We start from the raw sequence: 25,841 nt of genomic DNA on the forward strand, positions 1-25,841 counted from the left end.
TCACGCCTGAACTGGCTTCACCCGAGCCTGGCGAAAAAAGCATCATAAGGTGATATTTCTATCGTATCCGGTCGCAGGAATCCCGAAAAACCGTGCCCGTCGAGCGGCTCGAGCGCGCCTTCGGGACGCTCGATCACTTGCATCTCTTCGCTCAGGTTGAAGGCGCATAAGATTGCCTCGTTGCCATCGCGCCGGACCATCGAAAGCACGGCATCCCCGGTTTCGACGAATTCGAGGCTGCCCTTGACCAGCGCCGGGTGCGCCTTGCGGAACGCAACCAGGCGCCGGTAGTGGTTGAGCATCGAAGCCTGGACATGATCCTGCGCGTCAACCGCCAGCTGCCGATGCTCGGGCGGAACCGGCAGCCAGGGTTCGCCGCTGGTAAAGCCGGCGCACTGCTCGTGCTCGGACCAGACCATCGGCGTGCGGCAACCGTCGCGCCCCTTGAAATCGGGCCAGAACTGGATGCCGTAGGGATCCTGCAGGTCCTCGAAGGCCAGGTCGGCTTCGGTCAGGCCGAGTTCCTCGCCCTGGTACAGACAGACCGAGCCCCGCAGCGACATGATCAGTCCTGCGAGCAGCCGCATGTACCGCTCCCTGTCATTGACATGGTCGCCCCAACGGGTGGCGTGGCGGACGACATCATGGTTGGAGAAGGCCCAGCAGGCCCATCCTTCCGGCGCCGCCGTCATGAAATCGGTCATGACGGTTCGCACACGGTCGACTGTCAGCCGCGTGTTGGAGAGGAACTCGAAGGCATAGCACATGTGCATCTTGTCATTGCCGGAGGTGTAGTCGGCAACGATCTGCAGCCCGATCTGGGCATCGCCCACCTCGCCTACGGCCGTGGTGCCGGGATACTCGTCGAGCAGGGCCCGGAAGCGCTTGAGGAACTCGAGGTTTTCCGGACGGTTCTTGTCATAGACATGGAGCTGATGGTTGTAGGGGTTGACCGCCGGCGCAATGGAATCGTTGCGCAGTTCCTTTGCGAGAGGTGGATTGTCGCGCAGTTCCTTGTCGTGGAAATAGAAGTTGATGGTGTCGAGCCGGAAGCCATCAACGCCCCGGTCGAGCCAGAAACGCACCACGTCCAGCAGAGCCTGGCGAACTTCCTCGTTGTGGAAGTTCAGGTCGGGCTGCGAGGTGAGGAAATTGTGCAGGTAATACTGCTCGCGCTTGCCGTCCCACTGCCAGGCGGAACCGCCGAAGATCGACAACCAGTTGTTGGGCGGGGTGCCATCGGGCTTGGGCTCGGCCCAGACATACCAGTCGGCCTTGGGATTGGTGCGGTCCAGGCGGCTTTCGATGAACCAGGGATGCTGGTCCGACGAGTGGGAGAGCACCAGGTCGATAATGATGCGAATGCCGTGGTCATGCGCCACCTTGACCAGATGATCGAAATCGCCAAGCGTGCCGAACATCGGCTCGACATTGGTGTAGTCCGACACATCATAGCCGAAATCCTTCATCGGCGAGGTGAAGAAGGGGGAAACCCAGATTGCATCGACGCCAAGCGAGGCGATGTATTCGATCCGCTCGGCGATGCCGATCAGATCGCCAACGCCGTCACCGCTGGTGTCCTGGTAGGAGCGCGGGTAGACCTGATAGATGACACCACCACGCCACCATTCGGCATCAGCTGTCATCTCGGCGCCAGTTTGCTGTCGCTTGCCGGCAAGTGTCATGGTTTTCATAAAAGCCTCTTTATTTCACGGACCCGGCCAGAAGACCGCGCACGAGATATTTCTGCATGGCGAAGAAGACCACCAGCGGCACCGCGATCGAGACGAAGGCGGAGGTTGCCAGGATCTCCCAGTTGCCGCCGCGGGTGCCGAGCAGTTCGACGATCTGCTTGGTCATGACGGTGGTTTCGCCGGTCGAATCAATGAGAAAGACTAGTGCGACAAGCAGATCATTCCAGGTCCAGAGAAACTGGAAGATGGCAAAGGAGGCCAACGCCGGAAACGACAGCGGCAGGATGATCTTGACGAAAATCTGGAAATCGGTGGCGCCGTCGACGCGGGCGTTTTCGATGATGTCACGCGGCAGGCCGACCATGTAGTTGCGCAACAGGTAGATCGCCAGCGGCAGGCCGAAACCGGTATGGGCCAGCCAGACACCGAGATAGCCCTTGCCGATGCCGATGTCGTTGTGCAGCTTCAGGAGCGGAATCAGCGCCAGTTGCAACGGCACGACAAGCAGGCCGACGACCGCAGCGATGAGCAGAGATCTCCCGGGAAACCGCATCCAGGCCAGCGCATAGGCGGCGAAGGCGGCAATCACGATGGGAATGATTGTTGCCGGTATGGTGACCGTCAGCGTGTTGAAAAAGGCCTTGGCCATGCCCTCACGGTTGTTGGGATCAAACAGCACGAAGCGGTAGTTCTCGAGCGTGAACTCGGGCGGACGCGTGGCCGTGGTGAAGACCCGCGGCAGACGGCTGTTGCCGAAACTCTGAGGCGCGGACAGGCGGAAGGCGCCGTTCTCGGCCACGGTCAGGCGTTCGCCGTCGCCCAAATCAACCACCTGATCGGGCTCATAGGCCTCGGGTTCGCGCGAACTGGTGCCCCAGCGGCTGATAGTGACATTGCCGGCCTCGAAGAGATTGCCCGCGATGACGAATTCGCCGTCGACCTGCTCTTCCGCGCCCTCGATCCGGATCGCCGGGGCCTGGCGTTCCTGGGTGAAAAGCGACGCCCACCAGCCCGAATTGGCGATCTGGTCGGCGGTGCGGAAGGAGGACACGAACAGACCGACGGTCGGGAACAGCCAGAGCGCGACAAGGGCCACGACCGAGATGTGAACGACCCAGACGAGAGGCGATTTTTTCGATGTTGCGTGCATCACCTTCTCCCTCAGCGCGTTTCTTTGCGGGCGTTGTAGACATTCCAGACCAGGATCGGCGTGACCAGCAGCATGATCACCATGGCGCTGGCGGAGCCGACGCCCCAGTCATTGGCGCGGAACAGCTTGTCGTACATGTAGTTGGCGAGAACCTGGGTCTCCCATTGCCCGTTGGTCATGGCGAAGACGATGTCGAAGACCTTGAGCACGACGATGGTGATGGTGGTCCAGACCACGACGATGGTGCTCATGATCTGGGGCACCTTGATCTTGAAGAAGATCTGGAACGGGTTGGCGCCGTCGATGACGGCAGCCTCGATGGTTTCCTCGGGAATGCCGCGCAGCGCGGCCGAGAGGATCACCATGGCGAAGCCGGTCTGGATCCAGACCAGCACCACCATAAGGAAGATCGAGTTCCAGAACGGGATGGTCAGCCAGGTCTGCGGCTCGCCATAGGGCAGCGTGGCGGAGAAAAGCGAGACGATCGCACCGAGCGACAGCCAGATCATCCACAGAGCAGCGATGGTGATGACGCCGCGCAGGACATGAGCCCACCAGTGCGATTTGCCATGGCCCTTCTCCCGGCCGAGGACCGGACGCAGGGTCTGGTAAATGGCGAGCCCCATCAGCACCGCAAAACCCGCGATCAGCAGCAGCGGAACGATCTTGAGAAACAGCACCGAGAACGATCCGCCGTCGAAAGCCAGCCAGACGGCGTTAAGGATACCGATTTGGTCCTGGCCGGCGGGCCTTGTGTCATAGACCAGTTTCCAGATCACCGCGGCGCCGACAAAGGAGATCGCCATCGGCATGAAGATCAGCGACTTGGCGATGCCGCCCCATGAAATGCGGTCGGTGAGCTGGGCGGCGAGCAGCCCGAAAGCGGTGGAGAAAGCCGGCACAATCACCAGCCAGAGCATGTTGTTGCTCATGGCTTCCCAGAATTTCGGCTCGCCGGCCATCTGGATGTAGTTGGCGAGACCGACAAAGGCGCCGCCGGCATCGCGGTCGGTCAAGGACAGCCAGAACGTGGCGAACACCGGATAGGCAAGGTAAAGGCCGAGCGCGAACAGCGCGGGAAACATGAACAGCCAGGGCCTTATCTGGTTGGCCCGGTTGATGTTGCGACCGGCATTCTCGCCCCTGGCCGGGAACAGAACCCGGTCGAGAAACTGGTTGGAAAAATAGAAGTAACCTACGCATCCGCCGACGCCGACGATGATGGTGATCAAGCCCTGCAGTGCCGGATGCATCCCTTCCCTCCCCAAAAGGCAGTGCGGATGGCAATCCCGGCGGCCTGCCGGGATTGCCCTGTTTGCAAAGGACGCCGGATTACTTCAGCGAATCCCAGGACTTCTGGATTTCCGAGGCCACCTCCTCGGCCGGCTTGCCACCGGCGTAGTCGACCATGCCGGTCCAGAAGGAGCCGGCGCCAACACCGCCGGGCATCAGGTCGGAGGCATCGAAACGGAAGGTGGTGGCGCCAAGAAGAATGTCGTTCATCTTCTTGAGCGTCGGATCGGCGAAGACATCGGTGTTGACCGCCTTGTAGGGGGTCAGGAAGCCCTTCTGGGCCATCCAGACCTCATGGGCGATCGGCGATTCCAGGAACTTGATCAGCGCCTGCGCACCGGGGCTGTCCTTGGTGATCGCCCAGAGGGTGCCGGCACCGAGAACCGGCTTGCCGAGATCCTTGTCGGCATAGGCGGGCATGTAGAAGAAATCCGCGTCGACACCGACCTCGGTGCCTTCAGGGAAGAAAGCCGGGATGAAGGAGGCCTGGTGGTGCATGTAGCACTGCGGCGGCGAGGAGAAGAGACCCTTTGGGCTGTCGCGGAAATCGGTGGTGGCGACAGCGCCGGAGCCGCCGGCGACGAACTGGTCGTTGCGGGCAAACCAGCCGAATTCCTCGATGGCGCCGATGACGGCGGGATCGGTGAACTCGATCTCGTTTGCGACCCACTGGTCATAGACCGACGGCGGCTGCGTGCGCAGCATCATGTCCTCGACCCAGTCGGTTGCGGGCCAGCCGGTGGCGCCGCCCGATCCCAGGCCGATGCACCAGGGCGTGCCGCCATCGGCAACGATCTGCTCGGTCAGGGCCTTGAGCTCTTCCATGGTCTGAGGGATCTCGTAGCCGGCATCCTCGAAGTTCTCCGGGATGTACCAGACCAGCGACTTCACATCGACCTTGTAGAAGAAGCCATAGAGGTTTTCGCTGCCGTCCTTGCCGGCATAGGTGCCGAGATCAACCCAGGACTGGCCGGCGGCGTAGTTGTCCCTGACCCATTCGGCGGTGCCTTCGGGCAACGGCGAGAGGAAGCCGCGGCTGGCCATGTCCGAGGCGAGACCGGGCTGCGGGAAAACCGCGATGTTGGGAGCCGAGCCGGCCTCGGCATCAATGACGATCTGCTGCTCGAAGCTGTCGGAGCCGACATATTTGACGTCGGCGCCGGTGGCCTCGGCGAAATAGGCGAGCACCGCCTCGACGTTCTCCTGGTCCGGCCCGAGCCAGGGACCGAACACCGTGACCTCCTCGCCGTCGAGCTGGGTGGCCTTGAGCGCCTCGTAGCTTTCCCAGTTGAAATCCCCCTCTCCCGGGGTGAACTTCAGATCCGCGGCATGGGCCGAGCCCAATGTCAGGGCTGCCGCCGCCGCGCTCATCAAGAACAGTTTTTTCATCAAATTTTCCTCCCGGCCGATGATTGGCCTTCTCAGTGAAGCTTAGCAGTTTCTCCGAGCCGGCGCCCTGCAATCCCAAAGCGCTTTGGCATGCTTTTAGAGGATTACGTGTGCCTGCCTGAGTCAAGGGCTAAAGTTGTCCCACGGCTTCAATTACGCCCTCTCCGGCAGACTGCGGTGCACCGCCTCACCTTGTGCTGCAACGCAAAATCATTTTGCAGCGCATGATCGGCTTTTTTGCTTTTTTTGCGCGCCCTGCTGGGCTTAGATGGTGGACTTGGACCGCCCGATACCACCCATTTTCAGGGTTTTCCAAACCGCTTTGAGACCACAGGACAACAGCGCCTTGAACCTTAAGCAGCTGTCAGAGCTATTGGACCTGTCGCAGACGACGATCTCGCGCGCGCTCAACGGATATCCGGAAGTCAGCGAACGCACCCGGTTCAAGGTGGTCGAGGCGGCGCGCAAGCATGGCTACAAGCCCAACTCCAACGCCCGCAAGCTGGCGACCGGCCGGGCGGGATCGATCGGCTATGTGCTGCCGGTGGGCCGCAATGTCGATCTCGATCCGCATTTCGTGGAATTCCTGTCCGGCATGGGCGAGCATGCGCTCAGCCGCGAGGTCGACCTGTCGCTGACGCCCGCGCCCTATGAAAAGGAAAGCGAGGCCTATCGCCGGATCGCCGCGAGCCGGTCGGTCGACGGAGTCTACCTGTCGTCGATGCGCAATGACGAGCAGCGCATCGCGCTGGTGCGGGGGCTTGGGCTGCCGTTCCTGGCGCATGGCCGGGCGCTCGCGCCAGCCGATGGCTATGCCTGTGTCGATATCGACAACGAGGGCGCCTTTCATGCCGCGACGCGGCTGCTCCTGCAACTGGGACACAAGCGGCTCGCCTATCTCAACGGCGACACCGATTATGCCTTCGCGGTGCACCGGCTCAACGGCGTGACCCGGGCAATGAGCGAATACGGCCTGGCGGCTGAAAGCCTGCGGCATCATTCGGCGGCGATGAACGAAGAGAACGGCTACCGGCTGGCGATGGTGATGTTTCGCGACAGCGACCCGGCCACCCGCCCGACCGGCGTGCTGAGCGCCTCGATGTTCACCACGCTGGGGATCGTCCGCGCGCTTAACCATCTCGGACTGAAGATGCCCGACGACGTGTCGGTGATCACTCATGACGACGTGTTTCCGTTCCTGAAGCCCGAGAGCTTCTCTGTGCCGCTGACCACCACCCGTTCCTCGATCCGGGCGGCGGGCGCACGGATCTGCGAACGCCTTGTCGACATCATCACGGGCGTGGAGAGCGAGCCGGTGCAGGAGATCTGGCCGGTGGAACTGATCGTCCGCGCCTCGACCGGGCCCGTGCCGACGGAGGGGAAACGGGCGCGCGGGCGTGCCGCCGAGCCTGCGGATTAGGCCTGGACCGGTCTATCCGCCAGATGGCTGCCGCCAGGATGCCCGGGACACAGGCTTTCGGCTCGCCCGGGAAGAGCTCCTGACGTCAGGCAGAGCCTGACTGGCGGGCCATGACAACCAGATTGCCAACTGATTCCTGGACCACTTCGCCGTCCTGATTGAAAGTCCTGCTTCGCACCTTGATCATGCCCTGCGTCGGGCGGGATCTGGAGGGCCGCACTTCCAGAATCTCGGAGACGACGCGGAGCGTGTCGCCGGGACGGACCGGACGGGGCCAGTTCAACGACTCGAATCCCGCTCCGACAATACCGTTGGCAGGGGTCATCTCGCCATCAACAAGCAGCCGCATCGTCAGCGCCGCAGTGTGCCAGCCGCTAGCCGCGAGGCCGCCGAAGAATGTGTCCCTGGCAGCCTCCGGATCAAGGTGGAAGGGTTGCGGGTCGAATTCCGCTCCAAACCGCATGATCTCGCGATCGCTGACCATCAGGCTGCCCGAGCCGAAGGTCTGCCCCGCTGCAAAGTCTTCAAGATACAAAGCGGTCATGGCCGTGCCTTGCTCCAACCGCCGAATCGAACCGCAAGGGCTATGATAAAACCGTAAACCAGCATGGCTGCCCCGATCGCCGCGAAGATGCCATTTAGCCCCAGGTCCGTGTATGTCGTGAGGATCAGCGCGCCGACAAGGGCAACGGCCATGCGCCCGAGGCTGCTGATCACCGGCCACAGCATCCGCCCTGCCCCCTGTGAGGCGAAGTAAAGTGCGAGGCCTAGCCCGAAAAAGGCATAGAAGGGCGCAACAATACGGAAGTAGCTGCGCCCCGCGTCGAGCGCGGCGGTGTTCGAGGGTTCCAGGAACAGGCCCAGCCAGAGGTCCGGAAAGACTGCCAGCAGCATGCCGACACCGCCGACGACAGCGGCGGCCGCGCAGGAGCCGGTCCAGGCCACGCGCAGCGCGCGGTCGATCCGGCCTGCGCCGATATTCGCGCCGACCATCGCCGTCATCGCGGCACCTATGCCGAAGATCACCGGGATCATCAGGAACTCCAGCCGCGCGCCCAGCCCGTAGCCGGCCAGTGCCGCTTCACCGAAGCCCGCGACAAGACCCGTCATCATGATGATCGTAACGGTCGTAAGCACGGTGTTGATCGATGCGAGCGCCCCCACAGTCAGGATATCGCGGAACATCCCGGCACTGAGGCGTTGCATCGCACCCCGAAAGGCGAGGCCGGCCCGGCCGAAAACGATGTAGCCTATCGCGGCAACGCCCCCGAAGGCGAAGGCCAAGACAGGCCCAAGCGCGAGACCGGCCATGCCGAGCGCAGGCAACGGCCCCCACCCAAGGGCAAATCCGCCCGACAGAAGGATCGACGCCACAGAGACAAGGAGCAGTACGAGAGCGGGCATCTGCATTTCGCCAGTGCCGCGGATCACGCTGAGCGAGGCGTTGCAGAGCCAGATTGCCACGCATCCGGGAAAGAACACCAGCGCGTAGTTCGTCGCGGCCGCGACCGTCTCCTCGCCGCCGCCGAGCCACTCGAAAAAGAGCGCCCCCAACAGCCCAACCAGTACCGCCATCACAAGGGCGAGAGCTGCCGCAATAATCCAGGCGGCCACGGTCAAGGTTGCGGCTCGCGCAACGTCGGAGGCCCCGAGCGCCCGGGCGACGGAGGCCGAGATTGCCCCGCCGATCGCACCGGCCGAAAGCATCTGCGTCAGCATCACCAGTGGAAACACCAATGCCAGACCTGCGAGGGCCGTGACGCCAAGCAGGCTGGCGAAATAGGCCTCCGCGATGCCTTGCGCGGCCTGGACGAACATCGCGAGCACGTTGGGTGCCGCCAGCTTCGCCAGGGTTGGGGCGATGGGGGCCTCTATCAGAAGCCGGGTGCGGGAAGCCCGCGCGTGTGCCGCGGCATCGGCAGCAGCGGGCGCGGCGGGAGCGGGGCTCGCAAGAGCCATCAGCTTGTTTCCCGACGGGAGTTGAGGCGTCGGCCCAGCATTCCTGTGACTACCGAAGCATTCATTGTCCCACCTCAATGCCTGACCTGTTTCGCCACCGGTCAAGATGGCTTTCAACAAGTCCATTCCTTTTTGGAACGCACAGTAGTAAGTTCCTTTTCAGAACCTGTCAATTGCTGCTATGGTGCGCCCATGAAATGGAACGACCTTCAAACCGAAGCCTGCCCCGTCGCCCGCGGCCTCTCGGTGATTGGCGACCGCTGGACCATGCTGGTGCTGCGCGACTGTTTCCTGGGTGTTCGCAGGTTCGAACAAATGCAGGAGCGGCTCGGCATCACCCGCCACGTACTGGCGGACCGGCTGCGCAAGCTTGAGGCTAACGGCGTGTTGCGCCGCGAGCGCTACCAGGAACGACCGCCTCGCCACGAATACCGGCTCACCGAGCGCGGCAAGGCGCTCTACCCGGTCCTGGTTTCGGTGATCGAGTGGGCGAACGCGCATGTTCCGCCAACGGGAGCACCCTCCGTCACCCTGGTCTCGCGCGAAACCGGCGAGCCCATCTTGCCCGTCCTCATAGACATGAACACGGGCAAGGAGATTACTTACCGGACCGTGACTGCCCTGGGATCGGATTAGGCGATAAAGAGCGGGACCGAGACGCCCCTTGCGGCGCGCTCCGCCAAGGCCCTGGTTTCACAATGCGTTCGTCGCAAAAATTGTGCAGTAGCAGCGGCCAACCTAGCCATGGTGGCCGGAGCCGGTGCAGGAAATCCGGCCGGTAGAGTCGATTGCGCGCGCCTCGACCAGCCCTGCCCCGGCCGACCGAACACCGGTACGCGGACGTGCGGCGTCAGATCGATCCGAGGTAATAGCCGATGGCCTCCGCCAACTCGGTTTCCTCATAGCCGAAATGAGAGCGTACGACCTCTTCGAGCTTTCGGAATGTGTTGCCGGCCTGAACGAAGTTTGCCTCCGAGGGGGACTCCGCCAATGCATCTGCCGCGCGACTGAGGCGGATGATCAATTCATGGACGACCTCGTGCTCCGCCTTTAGCTTCGCCACAACCTCGCGAAACCTGCCGCCACCCGCTGCCTCAATCCGGGGGAACATGTCGGCGCTTTCGATATCGTGGTGAAACTTGAGCACTTGGCATTCACGGCCGCAGAGCGATCCGAACGCCCGAAAATTCTCAGCCATATCGAGTGAAAGCACAAGCTGCTTCAGGTGTTCCGGCGGAGCGTCCCGCGCTTCGATCCTGACGAGGACCGCGCCGATTTGAGCCATTTCTCTGAGATAATGACTGTGGATTGCAGCGAGTTGCCGGCCTTGGCGACGGTGTAGGTCTGTTGCCTCTGGCACCGGCGGGGCCTTGGGTCGCGCAGCCTCATCGACGCTGAGTTCATCCAGCGGTTTGGTCGAAAGATCGGTCATGAGGCCTCATATTGGCTTGTTATGGGCTAAGTCAACGACCTCCGCTCGGGGGCGAAGGCGCCAATCATCCACCGCCGTTGCCGCCCATTCCGCTCCCGAGCCACCGCCTCAAAACGCGGGCGGCTTTATCCCGTGGGCGCGCATGGCCGCTGTCACGGTGTTGGCCATCAGCATGGCGATGGTCATCGGGCCGACGCCGCCGGGGACCGGGGTGATCACTGCGGCGACCTCTGCACATTCGTCGAAGGCGACGTCGCCGACCAGGCGGGTCTTGCCTTCGCCCCGCTCGGGCGCGTCGATGCGGTTGATGCCGACATCGATGACGGTGGCGCCGGGCTTGACCCAGTCGGGCTTTACCATGCGGGGACGTCCGACGGCGGCGACCAGGATATCGGCGTTGCGGCAGACGCCCGGGAGATCCTTCGTGCGCGAGTGCGCCGTCGTCACGGTGGCGTTGGCGGCGAGCAGCAGCGCCGACATCGGCTTGCCGAACAGGTTGGAGCGGCCGATGACGACCGCGTTGAGACCGGAAAGATCCTCTCCGTGGGTCTGGCGCACGAACAGCATGGCGCCAGCGGGCGTGCAGGAAATCAGCCCGCCCTCAAGATCGCCGGTCATCAGCTTGCCGGCATTGACGATGTGCAGGCCGTCGACATCCTTTTCGGGCCGGATCGACTGGATCACCGGGTCGGCAGCGAGATGATCCGGCAAGGGCAGCTGCACCAGGATGCCGTGGATTTGGGGATCTTCGTTGAGCTGGGCAACCAGCGCCTCAAGTTCGGCTTGCGTGGTTTCGAGCGGCAGAGTGTGCTGCACCGACTTGAAGCCACACTGCTTGGCCATGCGGCTTTTCGATGAGACATAGACATGGGAAGCCGGGTCATCGCCAACGATGACCACGGCGAGGCCGGGGCGGGATCCGGTCTGAGCCTCGAGCGCGTTGCTTGCGGCGGTTACCTGTTCGATCACCTCTGCGGCGACCGCCTTGCCGTCAATCACCTTCGCCATATCCCGTCCCTTTCGATCTCATGCCTTGCAGTCTCAGATGCCGCGCCAGGCCCGCAACGGGGCCCGCATCGCTGAGCGGACCCTACGAAACCGAGGGCGGCGGCCGATAGCCTCTTTGCGTCCTCCGGTGTCAAAATTCAAGCGCTGTGACCCCGTCAGGCGCGGCGGCGGTCCGAGCCGTAACCATCGATCCGGGAGCGGAGTTCGTCCATCTCGCGGCGAATCCGGTCGACCGAGGTATTGTCGGGTGCCGGCCGTTCGGGGTTGCGGGCAGGCGCGGCGGGTTCGGTCGGCTGGTGCGGCGCGCTGGCAACCGGGGCAGCGGGCTGCTCCCAGGCGGGGGCCTGCAGGGGCACGAAGTGCGACTGAGGCTGATGAAACTGCGGCGACGGCCAGGGCATGGGCGCGGGCTGCTGCTGCGGATAAAACTGAGGCGGCTGGGCCGGCATGCCCTGCAGCGGTTGCGCCTGATAGGGATGGCCCGCCGGGGCGGCGGCGTAACCGGGCTGCGGGGCCGCATAGGCAGGCGGATAGGCCTGAGCCGGATGGTAGGGTGCCGGGTGGTGGGCGTGCGTCGGCAGCGCAGGCTGCGGGATCTGCGGCTGATATTGCGGCGAGCCTGAGTACTGAGCATGGGCCTGATGCGGGGGGGGAGAGTAGTGCTGGGCCGGATAGGGTGCAGGCATCTGCGGCTGCATGTAGGGCTGGGGCTGTGCCGGCCGGGGCGCCCGGACCGGGTGAGTGCCCTGTGCATTGTGATGCTGCCCCTGTTCGTCCCCTTGGCCGCCACCATGGCCGCTACCCTGAAGGGCTTCAGGCCTTGCCGGGTCGTGCGGCTGGCCATGGCTTGCGAAGAACGCCTGGGCATTGCGTCCGTTCCCATGCTGCGGCACGGCGATTTCACCGTGCTCGTGATATCCGCCGCTGCTGGCGGAAACGGGGGCCTTGCCCCGGATCGGCCTGGGGCGCAGCAGGCCGATGCGAAACACGTCACGGAATCCAGGCCCTGCCTCCTCCATCGTGGCCTGTCGGGCCACCGGCGTTTCGGCATCGTGGTGGGCGCGTGCACCGTAAAAGGCTGGTTCCGGGGTTCGGGCCGGGCCGGTGTCACGGCCGGCCATGTCGCTCTCACCGCGTGGCCGGAACCGCTGGCCGGGACCTGTTGGCGGCGTCCGTGGTCCGGGCGCAGGCGGCTGTGGATGCCCGCCGGCGGACGGGCCGGGATAGCGGGCCTGATGCAGCGCGCTGTTGTAGGCGCGGATGCTCTCGACCGCACCGGCGAGCAGCGCCAGGCCGAAGCCGGCCAGAAAGCCTGCCATCATGCCGCCAATGGCGATGAACTTGCGCGACGGGCCCATCGGCTGGAGCGGTGCCTCGGCGGGTGAAATGACCCGGACATTGCGGGTCGACAGATTGGAGCGCTCGCTGGTCTCGCGCGAGCGGGTGAGGAAGGCCTCGTAGATGCCGCGGGTGGCGTTGGCCTTGCGCTCGAGCTCGCGCAGGGTGACGAGCTCGACCGACTGATCGATGGCGCGGCTCTTTGCCACCGCCATCTGGCTTGCCAGTTCCTGCTCGGTCTCGACCGCACGCTGCAGCTCGGTCTGCGAGCTGGCGACAATGCGGCGCAGTTCGGCGCTGATCTCGTTGGTGATGGTCTCGAGTGACTGCATTGCGGAGATGTATTGCGGATGACGCGGTCCGAGCCGGGTGGCCAGCGATTCCGCGTTTGATTTGGTCTGGGCATACTGCTTGCGCAATTCGCTCAGATTGGACGACAGAAGCTCTTCGGGAAAGGCGCCAGACAGAACGTCGTCGATCTTCACCCGGGCCAGGTTGTCGGCCTTGACCCGGATGCCGACCTTCATGGCCCGGGCATTGGCGAGCTGATCGCTCAGCGCCAGGATTTCCTTGTCGTCAATGTACTGGCCGCCAACGCCGACAAGGCCGTTCTCGGCCTTGAAGCGCTCGACCTCGCGCTCGGCGGCATCGAGGTCGGCACGCAGGGAATTGATCCGGGTGTCGATGGATTCGGACGTCCGCTCGAGCAGATTGGATTGCGCCTGGCCTTCGGAATCGAGGTAGGTCTCGACAATCTGGTTGGCAATCAGCGCCGATTTTTCCGGATCACGCGTGTCGACGCCAACGATGATGACAAAGGTCCTGGCATCACGGCCGACCGACAGCGCGTCGCGGAGATTGTTGAGCGCCTTCTGTTCGCCTTCAGTCGCGGGATTCTTGCCGGTGAACAGTTCCCTGATCAGCGAAATGCCGCCGCTTATTCCGCCAGGCGCCATGGATCCGTTGAACTCCGGATCCCGGTCGAGACCAAGATCCTCGATCACCTTCTCCAGAACGCTGGTCGATGAGAGAATCTGCAGCTGGCTGTCGGTGATCGCCAGCATGGCCTCGGTTGAGAGCTGCTGGTTGCGGATATCGTCTTCGGTGACCCGGATCTCGCGCGGATCAACGAACAGACGGCTTTCGGCGTAATATCTGTGCGGTGTCGACAGCGCCATCAGCACGCCAATGACGGCTCCGGCCAGCGTTGCTGCAACAATAAGACGGCGGAAACGCCAGACTGCGGATATCAGAATCGATGCGTCGAGCAGCGGCCGGTTGCCGTCCTCGAACTGTCCACCAGCCGAAGCCGCGTGCCAGTGATAATGATCATCGCCATTGGAATGGCCCTCTCGCGGGCGATAGGCGGGTTGCGCCGAGGCATCGGCCCCGTATTCGGGCCAGTTTTCGGGCTGCGGGCGGCGCTGTGAGCTGGCCTCCTGCCGCCGGTGTTCTTCCGGGCGGGCCGGCTCCGGCGGTTCGGCTGTCTCGCCGGCATCGGCCAGGCGGGGTTCAGCAGGTTTGGATTCGGGCGCGATGGTGCCGATCAGCCTCGAGATCCGGTCGCCGAATCTCTCCCGGTCCGCATTGGTCTTCCGGAGGGAGGCTGGTTGCCGAGCTTCGACAGAAGCGGCGGGGGCAGACGCAACGGGTTCCGGCGGTGCGGCGCTGCTGGCCGGGGCCGAGGACAGCAGGGATTGCGCGGGCCGGGCCGGTGCCTCGGAGCGATGATCCGCATAGCGGGACGTGGACACCCGGGCCGAGCGGTTGGGCGCGGTCAGCAGGGACGGGGACGCGGCGGCGGAAGGCTGCCCGGGACGCGCGGTCTCATTGGCACCCTGGCGCGCAGAAGCCGGCTCGGACGACTGCGCGTCCCGAGCGTGATCGAGCAGCGATCCTCGGCGGCCGCGATGTCTTCTGTCTTCGGGTGAATCGCTCATGTCCGGCTATGGCCGCCCCAAATGGCAAGTTTGTCGACTTCGTTAAGACAAGCTATAAATTCATGGGTAACAAAAGGTTAATTTCCACCGAAACGATTGGAAAATCGTCAGTTGTTCCACAAATTGCATATATCGCGAGGTCCTGGACCGGCACCTGCAAAACCGGACAATTTCCACCGGTCCAAACCCCGAATTAACATATTCCCCATATGATTTGACGGATGAAACGACGGGGGCGGCAGCTGCAATCGTCATCCCGAAACGGTACATGATGATTGTTCGCCTGAAACATCTTGCCAGCGCCAATGGCGAACTGATCCGCGCCTACCTATCCATGGTGGGCGGTTCGGCCGGTCGTCTGGTGATTTCACTGGTCTATTTCATCGCGATCGCAAACACGTTGTCGATCAGCGAATTCGGCCTGTTCGCCACCGCGTCGGCTTGTGGCATCATGCTTTCAAGGCTGCTGGCCTTCGGTTTCGTCTCACCGCTCTACCGGATCGCCACCGTCAAGACCCGCCTGCTCGGGGTCTACACGGCCGGCTTCCTGGGCGGCGTGGTGTTGTCGGCACCGGTCATCGCCCTGGCGGCCTGGCTGACCCATGCACTTATCTTCACCGACCAGATGGCGCTTGCGACCTTTGCAAAGATCATCGTGGCGGAAGTGCTGTGCTGGCGGATCATGGAGATCGCGGTCATTGTCAGTTACGGCACCAACCGCTTCGGCTCGGGGTCGGTGCTGGTGGTGGTGGCCACCGCGCTCAAGACCATTGCGGCGGTGCTTTTCGCATGGCTTGCAGATGGATCGCTTGCGACCTGGGGCTGGTATTACCTCGCCGCCAACGGTTTGGCAGCGCTTATCGCGATCCTGTTCTTCTATCCACGGGTGCGGCTGCGCTGGAAACCGGCGCTTTACACCAGGCGCTGGGTCGATGCCGTATCTGTGGCCGGTGCGGAAATGCTGTTTTACATCCAGTCGGAACTCGACAAGGTGCTGGTGCTTTCACTTGGCGGACCCGAAACCGCCGGGATCTACGCCATCATCATGCGGCTGGTCGACCTGACCGCGCTGCCCGTCCGCGCCTTCCTGACGGTGCTGACGCAGAAGCTGATGCGGACCTCAGCCATGCTCAACAGCCTGAGGAACCGGCTGTTGCTGGAGGGCGTGGTGGCCGCGGTCTCGACCGCGGGCCTGCTCGGCATGGCCGGTTTCCTGTGGCTGTTTCCCAATGCGCTGGGGACCAATGTCGCCGTGGCGGCGCCGCTGCTGATCCTGGTCGTCCTGGTGCCTGCGTTCCGCAACCTGATCGAGTACCACTCGGAACTGCTGTATGCGACCGGCCGGACGGTGGTGCGCATGCTGATCCTGGCCTCGCTCGGAGCGATGAAGGCCCTGCTGCTTGCCTATGTGCTGGGACTGACCACCGATGTTGTGATCTGGGTCGAACTCCTCAACCTGGCGTTCCTTGTGCTTTACCTGCAATCGGCGCTGATGACCTACAGGGCATTGCGCTCGATCAGCAAGCGACCGATCTGAGGCCGTGATCACGGCGTGACCGAAAACGCCAGTTTGCGGATTTCCGCCATCGGGTGGTGGACGAAGGACTGCACGCCGACGGCGACCTGATCGTCCCCCAGTTCGCGCATGAACATCTCCAGCCCTTCAAGGGTTTCCGGGTAGGTCTCGCGGAACCAGAGCATGTGGCACAGCGGCCTGTCGGAGGCGATGTGTCCCTCCCCGCCAAGCACCTCATCGGCGAAACGGCCATAGATCGTGCATTCGGAAATGGCGCGCGAGGAAATGAGCGCACGAACCCAGTTTCGGCCGGTGGTCCTTTCGATGTGATCGAGCAGGGCGCGGGCGGTATCGACACGCCAACCAATGAAGGTGTTGATGTAGTCGGGCGCGGGAGCAATCGTTTCAGGCAATCCGAGCAGAGTGCCCGCATGGGCAAGCCAGTCATGATGTTCGGTCATTGTCTCGCTGACCCCGGCATCGACGCGGAACAGCCGCATCCGGCCGTCGGCCCACATTTCTTCGGGATCATAGGGACGGACCATGACGACATCGGAATCGACCGAGAGCAGCATGTCGGCTTCGACATGGCGAGCCAGGGCCAGGCGGCGGATCTGTTGCGCATGCCAGCCGCGCAAGGGCATGGAGAAAGGGCTCAGCCAGATGCGGCGGCGGCCAAGACTTGCAGGATCGGGGAAGGACCGGAGCCAGCCAGGGAACAGGTCGGCTTCGCTGACAACCGTGCGGCGCGGCCCCTCGAGCGGCTTGAACGCGGCCTCGTCGCGGGGTTCGACCAGCAGGTAATGATGCCAATCGCCCGAAAGAAACCGGTCGAGGCTTTCACACATCAGGGTGCAGCGTTCCAGGTCGGCAGACCAGGACGCGGTCATTACGGCTGTCTTCATCACAGTTCCGGTCGGTTGCTCAAGCCCTTTTAACAGGCGGCGTCAGGCTGAAAGCCCGGCCTGCCGGCCCGCACCGGAAAGCTTGTAGCGCAAGAGGTGGAAGAGGAAAACCGGATTGCCGAGAATGTAGCGGCGCCACAGACGCGAGGGTTCGAGAAACAGCCGCCAGACCCACTCGAGCCTGAGATTGCGGATCGTCTCGGGCGCGCGCGGGACCGCGCCGGAAACGAAATCGAACAGCGCGCCGACACCGAAGACAACGCGGCCGTGACCCTGACCAATATTGCTGTCGATCCAGATTTCCTGGGAGGGACTTCCCATCGCCACCAGGGTGATGTCGGGGTTGATCGCCGAGAGATCTGCAAGCACCTTCAGGCTGTCAGTCTTGTCAAAATATCCGTCGGCGACCGCGATGAACTCGTGCCATGGAGTGGCCGCGGAAAAACTGACCACGGCGCGCTCGAGAATGTCCGAACGGGCGCCGATCAGGGCCACCTTGAGCGGCTTCTCCGAATGCACCAGCAACGCCGGAATGAAATCGGTACCGTTGAGATTGGCCGGGAACGCAGACCCGTGAAGCGCGCGGGAGGCGATGTCGACGCCAACGCCATCGGGCAGCACCTCGGACTTTGTCAGACCCTGCCGGTAACGCGTATTGCGCATGGCAAGATTGGCGTTGTTGGCGTTGAGGAAATTGAAGATGCGCTGCGGACCATTGCCGTAGATCGCGCACTTCAGCTCGTCAAGCGCCTGCGCCCATCCAAGCGCAGCAACCCGGATGCCCATTATGTCGCGATGCTGAACCTCTTCCAATGCTGGCATTGTCACTCCGCACACTCGGTCTGGCCACACACTCGGTCGGGGCCTGGGTCCGTTGATCAGACCCCTCAGCCAACGTGTTAGCACTTTCTTAACTTGTTGGCAGTCGCAATTGCATAATGGGGTTAAGGCCGAAATTAACTCCTTGTTAACGCTGTTCTTGTCACCACTGCAGCCCCTGTTTGAGGGCATCCATCAGGCCTTCGAGCTGCAGTGCGTGAAAGGCGCGGCCATCGCGGTCGAGCTCTTGCCCGTCACGCGAACGGCCAACCATATCGACGAGCGCACGGGCGAAGTCATCAGCATCATCGGCGAGAACGCAATTGTCCGGCTGGACAGAGATTCCGCGCAGGGCGCTGCGTGTCGCCACAGACGGCAGTCCCATTTCGAAGGTCTCGATGGTCTTGAGCTGAACACCGGTCCCGGTCTGCGAAATCAGCGGCACCACCCGGCAGGAGCGCACGAAGTCGCGGGCGTCAGGCACCCGGCCGAGGAAAGATACCGTGTCGGGGGCTGCCGGCGGTTCCCCTCCGGTATCGCCGGCAATCGCAATCCGGAAATCAGCCGGCAACCGCGGCACGATCTGTTCAAGGAACCAGTCGAGGCCGGCGCGGTTGGCAGCCCACGTCCAGGAGCCAATCATGCCCGCATCATACACCGGCGCACGCGCAGCCTGAGGCTCGGGCGGCAGGACCGAGGTCACCAGCGGCAGGACGGTGGAACGGTCGTCCCCGGCGACCCCGAGGGCCGCACGGTCAGCCTCGGCAAGCGTAAAGACATGATCCGCAATGGTGCAAAGGCTGGTTTCCAGTTCGGCGAGAAGGCGCGAATCGCGCCGGAAGAGGAAGCGGGTCACCCATCCTTCTGCATTGGCGGCATTGTCGGCGGCGCTGCGTGCCTCGACATTGTGGGCCACGAACACCGATCGGTAGGCCTCGAAGATCTCGCGGAATGCGCCGGGCAGTTGAACAGAATTGAGGATCAGACCATCTACGGGTTCGAGTTCGACCAACGCAGACCGGATCCCGGACGATGTGACGGCATGCATCTTGGCCACCGACACAGGTTCGCCATGGACAAAGGCATCCTTGAGCCAGAGCGCCTTTTGCAGCTTTCCGACCCGGGCATTGGTGACTTCGAGAGTGCCCAGAAGCCGCGTCTCGTCCGGATGCGCGGGCTGATGCCCGGGCTGCAGGAAGCCAAGCACGGACACCTTGTGGCCGAGCCGGCGAGCCGCATCGGCGATCACGCGGTTGGCAATGTCGTAGCCGGATGCGGGAGCCGCAACCGGAACCAGCGAGGAAATGAAGACAAGATGCATGCGGTTTCCGATCCGATAGTGCCCATGACCATAACGCAGCGATTTGAAAGGCCGGTTAAACGCCTGTTTCAAATGCCACATGCCGGCTTCAGGCATTGTTCAGAAAGCTGTGGTTGGATGAAATCGAGCCAACCGGATTCGAGCCATGACGCCAGACCCACGTACCGTTTCAGAGCATGCCCGCTCGGCCAACCTCAATCCGGACCGGATTCGGGTCGTGGTCACATTGCCAACCTTCCGCCGGCCGGACCATCTGGTGATGACGCTGGATTCGCTGGAGGCACAGGCATTCGGTGACGAGACGGCAGTGGTGGTCATGGACAATGACGCCGACGGGCTTCAGGGCGCAAACGCCGCAGCCGATTGGTTGCGGGGCTCGAGACTGAAGGGCGTCATCATCGTCGCGCATCAGCGCGGCAATTGCCATGCCTACAATGCCGGCTGGGAAACCGCCCTGGCAGCGTTTCCACGCCTCACCCATATCGCCGTCATCGACGATGACGAGATTGCCGGGCCCGAGTGGCTCTCGGGGCTGATGAAAACCGCGCAGAAGACCGGCGCGGACCTGGTGGGCGGGCCGCAGATTCCGGTGTTTGCCGACAAGACACTGGATGGCTGGCGTCGGCATCCGGTGTTCACTCCGCACTATCATGAGACCGGACTGGTGCCGATCCTCTATTCGTCCGGCAATGTGCTGATCTCACGGCCGGTGCTGGACATGATGCCACGGCCGTTCCTCGACCCCGCCTTCAATTTCATCGGTGGCGGCGACAGCGATTTCTACCGCCGCGCCAGGGCACGCGGCTTCTCGTTCGGCTGGAGCGCGGAAGCGGCGGTGATGGAAACCCTGCCGTCGCGGCGGGCGGAGTTCTCGTGGCTCAATGCACGGTCGCTGAGAAACGGCGCGATTTCAGCCATCCTGGAAAAACGCCAGTGGCCGGGTGTGCCCGGACGTTTGCGGACGCTGGCCAAATCACTCGCCCTGCTGGCAGCGTCCCCGCTGCGCGGCCTGAGGCTTGGATTTCAGACAGGTTCGGCGGTGATAGGCCTTTACCACATTCAAGTCGCGGTCGGACGGCTGATGGCAGAGTTCGGGCTGGTCAACGAGCAGTACCGCAATCCCGAAAACAACTGACGGGCCATTGCGGCAATCTCCATGCCGGGCACTTGTGCCCCTTGCCGCGGTTCTCAGCCGGTTCAGTTCGACGGCGCCGCCGGAGCCGGCGTACGATCGATCGTCGGGTTGTTCTTCAGGGAGCGGCCCTGCTGCACGTTGGAGCGGATATCTTCCTTCGACAGGAAGTCGATCTGCTCGACGATGACATCATGGAACAGTTCCTCACCAACGCGCTCGTTGAGCGTGTCGCGGATATGGGTCTTGAAGGCTTCGAGATCGAAGCGCTCCATATCGGGGAAGTCAATGAGCGGCTCGCCGACCAGCGCCGTGTACAGGGCGTCCGTGATCAGTTCGTTGACCGGGACGCTGAGCTTCTGGATCTTGGCGGGATCGACGGTGTAGGACAGGCGCGTGAGGAAGTATCCCTGCACGGCTCCGCTGCTGATCACCGGGATCGAGGTGACCTCGCCACGGACCGTTTCCAGGCCCCCGAACATCGCCGGGTCCTCCTGAACAGGCTCCTCCTTGTTGGTGAGCTGGACAGAGAAATAGACCGACGCCAGCGCCACAGCGCAGATCCAGACGCCGGTGGCGAGCAGTTTTATCATGACAGACGGGAAGCCCTGAACTGGTCTTCGGAATAGGTTCCGTCAGCTTCCCAGGCGGCAACGGTTTCCTTGATCATCTCGGCGATGTCGCGGACAGCCTCCATGTGAGCCTTGACCTTGATGTTGTTGATCTTCAGTTTCTCGCGCACCGTTTCGAGATGCTGCTTGTGCTCGGGCTCGAGATCATCCGGACGGATGCCGTTGAAGAGCATTGTCATTTCATACAGGCACCGGCTCTTGATCGAATTCGAACGGCTGACGTCGAAGTCAGGATCCTGTCCGATGGCGGCGTTCTCGGCGTCGACGACTGCCTCAAGCCGAGACAATACGCCAACGATACGATGATCTTGGGTGTTCAGGTCGCTCATGCTGTTGTTTGTCCCTGGCTGGTGCGCGCTGTCGCGTCTGCGGCGTCTTCAGATCCGGCCACATCGGCGAGGATCTGCTTCTGGATTTCGTTGATCAGGCTGGCGGCCCGATTGGTGACGTTGGAACCGATGGCATCGGCTGATTCGGGCGCAACGGCCGCATCAAAACGATCGCCCATCATGCGGGCGGCGATGCCGATGCCACCGCCCTTGGCCAGAACCGCTCCGAGCTGTTCAGCCATCATGCCCTTCCAGATTTCGCCGGCAGTTCCCTTGCCATAGAGCTGCTCGCTGTCGGTGGGCAGCATGTCGCCGATGAAGCTCTGGAGGATCATCGCCTCGAACTTCTGGTAGACCTCAAGAGACTTGTCGGGCGCTATGTCCCTGGCAGAGGTGACGGAAAGGGCGGACGTGTCTGCGGAGGCGAGCAGTTGGTGCTGGAAGGCGGGCGTGGACGCTGCCTGCTCGGACTTGCGGGCCGACGCCGCCTCGAGCATGGCTTCCGCCCTCTGTGCGACGGCAGGATCGGCCGCGCGCACGACATCGAGAATGATATCGGTTGCTGTTTGTATCGACAAAGAGCTTCCCTCTCAGAAACTGACCGGAAATGATCGCTGACACTTTGTCCTACGAAGCTTACGCTGGCCTTGCGCGGCCGCGCCGGCAGACTGCCTCAGTCGGAACCGCGGCGCTGCAGGGAAGCGTCGAGGAGATCAAGCAGGGTCTCGTCGGTGGACAAACGCTCTTCCGCCTCGACCGCCTTCTCCGCATGCTCCGACAAGCGGTCCGCCTTGGTCTTCTCGGTGAGCATGCGGCGTTCCTGAACCGCCTTGGCGCCCTGGAGCAATTGCGATCTCGCCGAAAGCCGCTGAAACCGCTGCGCGTATTGATGCGACATGGCGGCATGGATCGGGTTGAAGGATCCGACGGCTGCGACCAGCGCGTCCTGGGTGGCTTCGGTCTCGGCCTGCTGGCGCAGGGTATGGGAGAGTTCGAACTCGGCCATCCGCTCGATCTGGCGTTGAACCCTGACAAGGCGGGCAAGTTTTTCAGAGCGCGATTCCGCCATGTCAGATCAACCCCATGAACAATGTCTCGAAACCGTCGATGAACAGGGTGAAGAAGGTGTTCGAGCCGAAATAGAGCAGAATCAGACCGCCGGTCAGGATGAAGGGGATCGAGATGAAGTAGACCGGGATCTGCGGCGCCAGCTTGTTGACCATGCCGATCGCGAGGTTGAAAATCAGGCCATAGGCGAGAAACGGGCTCGCCAGCCGGAGCACCAGCATGAAGGCACCGGCAAGCGTGTCGGTCAGCGTCATCAGCACCAGCCGGGCATCGAAGCCCTCGTTCATCGGCATGAAACCGTATGAACTGACCAGCGAGGCGATGATCATGTGGTGGAAATCGGTCAGGAACAGGATGAACAGGGCGGTGAAAGAGAGCAAGGCGGTCAACTGGCCTTCCGGTTCCAACTCGACAATGCCGCTTCCGGGCGCGGAGTTGAAGCCGATCGCCATCGAGATGGCGGTGCCGGCAAACTGAAGTGCCACGACGATGTAGCGGGCGACGAGGCCCATGGTCACGCCGATGAGCATCTCGGCGGCAACAAGCAGAATATAGACCCGCTGGCTCTCCCGGACGTAGGGATAGATTGTATCCCAGAGAATCGGCAGCAGCGCCATAGAGACGGCCACAGCAAGGAAAAGCCGGATCTGGACCGGAACGCGAAAGCTCGAAAACCCCGGAAGCACCATGAAGCAGCCGCCAATCCGGCAGAACGCCAGGAACAGCGCCAGCACGGTGCCCTCGGGATCCTCGATCACGAGATCGAGCCGAGAAGCTTGATCTCAATGCCTTTCGCGATCTCGACGTGCGAAAGCACAGGCAGTGTTGCAAAGATCCGTTCGACTATCATGCGCACATATGGCCGTGAGTCGGGCGAAGTTACCAGCACAAACGGCACGCCCTTGTCCATGTGTTCACGGATAACCTTGGTTGCTTCCTCGGAAAACTCCTCAAGCATGCGCGGATCGATGTCGAATTCGATGACCTCGCCCTTCGGATCGCGCTTGAGCGCCTGGTGGAAGGCGAGATCCCAGCGATTGCCAAGCCTGAGCACGTTGAGCTGCCCGTTGCGGGCAATATCGCCACAGAGCTGCTGGGCCATGCGGATGCGCACATGCTCGACGATCTGCTCGGTCTTGCGTACATGCGGCGCGAGCTCGGCGACCGCCTCAAGGATGAGATGCAGGTTGCGGATCGAGACACGCTCGGCCAGCAGCAGCTTGAGCACGGCCTGGAAGCCGGAATAGGACATGTGCGAGGTGCAGATCTCGTCGGCCAGCTTGCGGTATTCGGGATCAAGCCGGTCGATGAGGATTTTCATGTCCTTGTAGGAAAGCAATTGCGGCAGGTTGTTGCGGATCACCTCCGAGAGATGGGTCAGCACCACCGAGACATTGTCGATCGGCTGGAAGCCTTCACGCTTGAGGTCCTCACCGAAGCTTTCGGGTACGGAAAGCGCAGGCAGGCCGAAGGCCGGTTCGCGGATCTCGTCCCCCGGAATTGAAGGACGGTGGGTACCGGCAAGCACAACGAGCAGTTCGCCGACCCGGAGGTCATTGGCGGCAACCGTGGTTCCGTGAATACGGATATGATAGCTCTTGTCCTTGATCGAGATGTCATCCGTGACCTTGATCTCGGGCACCACAAATCCATACTGGGTGGCGAATTTCTTGCGCATCTTGGCGACGCGGAAGGCCAGTTCCTCGTGGCTTCCGAGCAGCTTGGTGGCAACCTGCTTGCCAAGCACCAGTTCGATTTCCGCAGTCTTGAGGATGGACTTGACCGAATCCTTCTCCTTGTCCTTCGCTTCCTGCTCGGTGCGATGAACTTCCTGTGCCTCGGCGCGGGCCTTCTGGTCCCGCTGGCGCGGGATTATCCAGCTTCCGAACGCCATGCCCGATGCAAGAATCACGAAGGGGAGGAACGGCAGGCCAGGCATCAGGGCCAGGAGGAAGAGCAGGCCGGAAGCTGCGAAGAGTGCACGCGGATAGCCGCCCAGCTGGTCAATGACGGCCTCGTCGGTGGAGCCGAGCTGACCGCCGCGGGAGACCAGCAGGCCGGCCGCCAGCGACACGATCAGCGCCGGGATCTGGCTGACCAGACCGTCGCCGACCGACAGCCGCACGAACACGTCGGCGGCTTCGCCGATCTGCATGTCGTGACGGGCGTAGCCGATGATCACGCCGCCGAACATGTTGATGCCGGTGATCAGCAGGCCAGCGATAGCATCGCCGCGAACGAACTTCGAGGCACCGTCCATGGAGCCGAAGAAGGAGCTTTCCTGCTCAAGCTCGCGGCGGCGCTCATGGGCCTGCTTGTCATCGATCATCCCGGCTGACAGGTCGGCATCAATCGCCATCTGCTTGCCGGGAATGGCATCGAGGGTAAAACGGGCGCCAACTTCCGCGATACGGGTGGCGCCTTTGGTGATGACAATGAAATTGACCGTGACCAGGATCAGAAAGACGATGAGGCCGATGACAAAATCACCGGACATGACCATCTGGGAAAAGCCGCCGATAACGTGACCGGCGGCATCCGGTCCGAGATGCCCTTCCGACAGGATGATCCGCGTGGTCGCTATGTTGAGCGACAGGCGCATCATCGTGGCGATCAGCAGAATGGTCGGGAAGGAGGAGAAATCGAGCGGCCGGCGGATCCACAGCGCCACCATCAGGATCAGCACCGAAAAGGCTATGGAGAATGCCAGTCCGATATCGATAAGGAAGGCGGGGATCGGCAGGAACAGGATGGACAGAATGACGACAATGCCGAAGGCAAAGCCCATGTCCTTGCCCTGGAAGCCTGTTTTCTGAATCGCCAGCGCTTGCGGGTTGGCCATGTTTGAGGAGCTCCGGAACACAGCGCGGACGTCATGTCCACGCAACAGGTCATCGTGACCCTACAGGCCGAAGCTTGCGCGAAGGTGGCAAGTTGCAGGTTGCAGACGGCGGGGGATAGTGACGGGCCGGACGTGGCGGGCCGAACGTGGCGGTCCGAACGTGGCGGGCAGCGAGAAGATGGCAGGAGCGCTCGTCATTGCGACAGACGAACGGAATGGATCATGCCTTCAGGGCAACGGGCCGCGCGGGCAATGACGCCAATGGCGCCACGGAACCCGTCGCTACAGCGCCGCGCCTCCAACCGGACGCGCAAAGGACGCTGTAACGTTTTGAAAGAATGCATGCACGTGATCGCTCAATTGAATCCAATTGAACGCGACTTGCATTAGAATCCGGACTGAATGCGCTGGAAGACGACGTCTGTAAAGGTGGAGATCTGGGCGCCGACAAAAGGGGCCGAAACGGCAACGGTGACCAGGATGGCCACGATCTTGGGAACGAAGGTCAGGGTGATTTCCTGAACCTGGGTGAGCGCCTGGATGAAGGCGATGCCGACACCGACAAACATGGCGACAAAAACCGCCGGCCCCGAGCAGACCAGCACGGTCCAGATCGCGGTTTGGACAATATCGAGGGCGTCGGCTTCGTTCATG

23 protein-coding genes are annotated in these 25,841 nt (G+C 62.5%); 4 read left to right on the top strand and 19 right to left on the bottom strand.

The genetic code is table 11. The features are described from left to right. Positions 1 to 17: 17 nt before the first annotated feature. The 4 genes from SPHINGO391_RS17965 to SPHINGO391_RS17980 form a co-directional block, all read right to left on the bottom strand. Positions 18 to 1,685 carry an alpha-glucosidase gene (locus tag SPHINGO391_RS17965; protein ID WP_193217438.1) on the bottom strand — a complete coding sequence of 556 codons (1,668 nt, stop codon included), beginning with the start codon at positions 1,683 to 1,685 and terminating at the stop codon, positions 18 to 20. Positions 1,686 to 1,704: 19 nt separating this feature from the next. Next, positions 1,705 to 2,844 (bottom strand): carbohydrate ABC transporter permease, encoded by a 1,140-nt coding sequence (locus SPHINGO391_RS17970; protein WP_152010126.1) that lies wholly within the window; start codon positions 2,842 to 2,844, stop codon positions 1,705 to 1,707. A gap of 11 nt (positions 2,845 to 2,855) precedes the next feature. Next, positions 2,856 to 4,097 (bottom strand): sugar ABC transporter permease, encoded by a 1,242-nt coding sequence (locus SPHINGO391_RS17975; protein WP_152010127.1) that lies wholly within the window; start codon positions 4,095 to 4,097, stop codon positions 2,856 to 2,858. Between the two features lie 79 nt (positions 4,098 to 4,176). Next, positions 4,177 to 5,526, bottom strand: a complete 1,350-nt coding sequence (locus SPHINGO391_RS17980; protein WP_152010128.1) for an ABC transporter substrate-binding protein — start codon at positions 5,524 to 5,526, stop codon at positions 4,177 to 4,179. A 346-nt stretch (positions 5,527 to 5,872) separates the two neighbouring features. On the opposite strand from SPHINGO391_RS17980, the gene SPHINGO391_RS17985 reads away from it, so the two are divergent. Then, positions 5,873 to 6,946 carry a substrate-binding domain-containing protein gene (locus SPHINGO391_RS17985; protein WP_152010129.1) on the top strand — a complete coding sequence of 358 codons (1,074 nt, stop codon included), beginning with the start codon at positions 5,873 to 5,875 and terminating at the stop codon, positions 6,944 to 6,946. Between the two features lie 85 nt (positions 6,947 to 7,031). On the opposite strand, the gene SPHINGO391_RS17990 is transcribed toward SPHINGO391_RS17985, so the two are convergent. Beyond that, positions 7,032 to 7,490, bottom strand: a complete 459-nt coding sequence (locus SPHINGO391_RS17990) for a MaoC family dehydratase (RefSeq protein ID WP_152010130.1) — start codon at positions 7,488 to 7,490, stop codon at positions 7,032 to 7,034. Further along, the gene (locus SPHINGO391_RS17995) at positions 7,487 to 8,905 is read right to left on the bottom strand and encodes an MATE family efflux transporter (RefSeq protein ID WP_152010131.1); all 1,419 of its coding nucleotides are present in this window, start codon (positions 8,903 to 8,905) and stop codon (positions 7,487 to 7,489) included. The genes SPHINGO391_RS17990 and SPHINGO391_RS17995 overlap by 4 nt, the downstream gene beginning before the upstream one ends. 192 nt (positions 8,906 to 9,097) lie before the next feature. Here SPHINGO391_RS17995 and SPHINGO391_RS18000 point away from each other — a divergent pair, with 192 nt between their 5' ends. Then, entirely contained in the window at positions 9,098 to 9,541 is a 444-nt protein-coding gene (locus SPHINGO391_RS18000; protein WP_152010132.1) for a helix-turn-helix domain-containing protein, read from the top strand. 214 nt (positions 9,542 to 9,755) lie between these two features. Here SPHINGO391_RS18000 and SPHINGO391_RS18005 read toward each other — a convergent pair whose 3' ends face one another. The 3 genes from SPHINGO391_RS18005 to SPHINGO391_RS18015 form a co-directional block, all read right to left on the bottom strand. Continuing rightward, positions 9,756 to 10,337, bottom strand: coding sequence for a hemerythrin domain-containing protein (locus SPHINGO391_RS18005; RefSeq protein WP_152010133.1), 582 nt, complete (start codon positions 10,335 to 10,337; stop codon positions 9,756 to 9,758). Between the two features lie 108 nt (positions 10,338 to 10,445). Continuing rightward, positions 10,446 to 11,345, bottom strand: a complete 900-nt coding sequence (folD, locus tag SPHINGO391_RS18010; RefSeq protein ID WP_152010134.1) for a bifunctional methylenetetrahydrofolate dehydrogenase/methenyltetrahydrofolate cyclohydrolase FolD — start codon at positions 11,343 to 11,345, stop codon at positions 10,446 to 10,448. A 155-nt stretch (positions 11,346 to 11,500) separates the two neighbouring features. After that, positions 11,501 to 14,623 carry a GumC family protein gene (locus SPHINGO391_RS18015; RefSeq protein ID WP_152010135.1) on the bottom strand — a complete coding sequence of 1,041 codons (3,123 nt, stop codon included), beginning with the start codon at positions 14,621 to 14,623 and terminating at the stop codon, positions 11,501 to 11,503. 268 nt (positions 14,624 to 14,891) lie between these two features. Here SPHINGO391_RS18015 and SPHINGO391_RS18020 point away from each other — a divergent pair, with 268 nt between their 5' ends. Next, positions 14,892 to 16,160, top strand: a complete 1,269-nt coding sequence (locus SPHINGO391_RS18020) for a lipopolysaccharide biosynthesis protein (protein WP_152010136.1) — start codon at positions 14,892 to 14,894, stop codon at positions 16,158 to 16,160. An 8-nt stretch (positions 16,161 to 16,168) separates the two neighbouring features. Here SPHINGO391_RS18020 and SPHINGO391_RS18025 read toward each other — a convergent pair whose 3' ends face one another. The 3 genes from SPHINGO391_RS18025 to SPHINGO391_RS18035 all read right to left on the bottom strand — a co-directional run bounded on the left by SPHINGO391_RS18025 (position 16,169) and on the right by SPHINGO391_RS18035 (position 19,184). Then, a complete protein-coding gene (locus SPHINGO391_RS18025; RefSeq protein ID WP_152010137.1) occupies positions 16,169 to 17,044 on the bottom strand; it encodes a DUF6492 family protein in 876 nt (291 codons plus the stop codon). A gap of 42 nt (positions 17,045 to 17,086) precedes the next feature. Next, entirely contained in the window at positions 17,087 to 17,866 is a 780-nt protein-coding gene (locus SPHINGO391_RS18030; protein WP_152010138.1) for a WecB/TagA/CpsF family glycosyltransferase, read from the bottom strand. A 160-nt stretch (positions 17,867 to 18,026) separates the two neighbouring features. After that, on the bottom strand, positions 18,027 to 19,184 hold the full coding sequence (locus SPHINGO391_RS18035) for a glycosyltransferase family 4 protein (protein WP_152010139.1): 1,158 nt from the start codon (positions 19,182 to 19,184) through the stop codon (positions 18,027 to 18,029). A 145-nt stretch (positions 19,185 to 19,329) separates the two neighbouring features. Between SPHINGO391_RS18035 and SPHINGO391_RS18040 the strand changes: the two genes are divergently transcribed. Then, complete coding sequence (locus SPHINGO391_RS18040) at positions 19,330 to 20,319, top strand: glycosyltransferase (RefSeq protein ID WP_152010140.1); 990 nt, start codon at positions 19,330 to 19,332, stop codon at positions 20,317 to 20,319. Positions 20,320 to 20,381: 62 nt separating this feature from the next. Here the strand turns inward: SPHINGO391_RS18040 and SPHINGO391_RS18045 are convergent, their stop codons facing one another. The 7 genes from SPHINGO391_RS18045 to fliQ form a co-directional block, all read right to left on the bottom strand. Continuing rightward, positions 20,382 to 20,909, bottom strand: a complete 528-nt coding sequence (locus tag SPHINGO391_RS18045) for a hypothetical protein (RefSeq protein WP_152010141.1) — start codon at positions 20,907 to 20,909, stop codon at positions 20,382 to 20,384. Further along, positions 20,906 to 21,277 (bottom strand): hypothetical protein, encoded by a 372-nt coding sequence (locus SPHINGO391_RS18050; RefSeq protein ID WP_152010142.1) that lies wholly within the window; start codon positions 21,275 to 21,277, stop codon positions 20,906 to 20,908. Before SPHINGO391_RS18050 ends, SPHINGO391_RS18045 begins: the two co-directional genes overlap by 4 nt. After that, positions 21,274 to 21,855, bottom strand: coding sequence for a rod-binding protein (locus SPHINGO391_RS18055; protein ID WP_152010143.1), 582 nt, complete (start codon positions 21,853 to 21,855; stop codon positions 21,274 to 21,276). The genes SPHINGO391_RS18050 and SPHINGO391_RS18055 overlap by 4 nt, the downstream gene beginning before the upstream one ends. Before the next feature lie 95 nt (positions 21,856 to 21,950). Next, positions 21,951 to 22,346, bottom strand: a complete 396-nt coding sequence (locus SPHINGO391_RS18060; protein WP_152010144.1) for a hypothetical protein — start codon at positions 22,344 to 22,346, stop codon at positions 21,951 to 21,953. A 1-nt stretch (position 22,347) separates the two neighbouring features. After that, positions 22,348 to 23,103, bottom strand: coding sequence for a flagellar biosynthetic protein FliR (fliR, locus tag SPHINGO391_RS18065; RefSeq protein WP_152010145.1), 756 nt, complete (start codon positions 23,101 to 23,103; stop codon positions 22,348 to 22,350). After that, a complete protein-coding gene (flhA, locus tag SPHINGO391_RS18070; protein ID WP_152010146.1) occupies positions 23,100 to 25,187 on the bottom strand; it encodes a flagellar biosynthesis protein FlhA in 2,088 nt (695 codons plus the stop codon). The genes fliR and flhA overlap by 4 nt, the downstream gene beginning before the upstream one ends. A gap of 386 nt (positions 25,188 to 25,573) precedes the next feature. After that, positions 25,574 to 25,840 carry a flagellar biosynthesis protein FliQ gene (gene fliQ, locus SPHINGO391_RS18075; protein WP_152010147.1) on the bottom strand — a complete coding sequence of 89 codons (267 nt, stop codon included), beginning with the start codon at positions 25,838 to 25,840 and terminating at the stop codon, positions 25,574 to 25,576. Position 25,841: the final 1 nt, after the last annotated feature.

It is taken from the genome of Hoeflea sp. EC-HK425, from assembly GCF_902498795.1.
GTDB lineage: Bacteria > Pseudomonadota > Alphaproteobacteria > Rhizobiales > Rhizobiaceae > Hoeflea > Hoeflea alexandrii.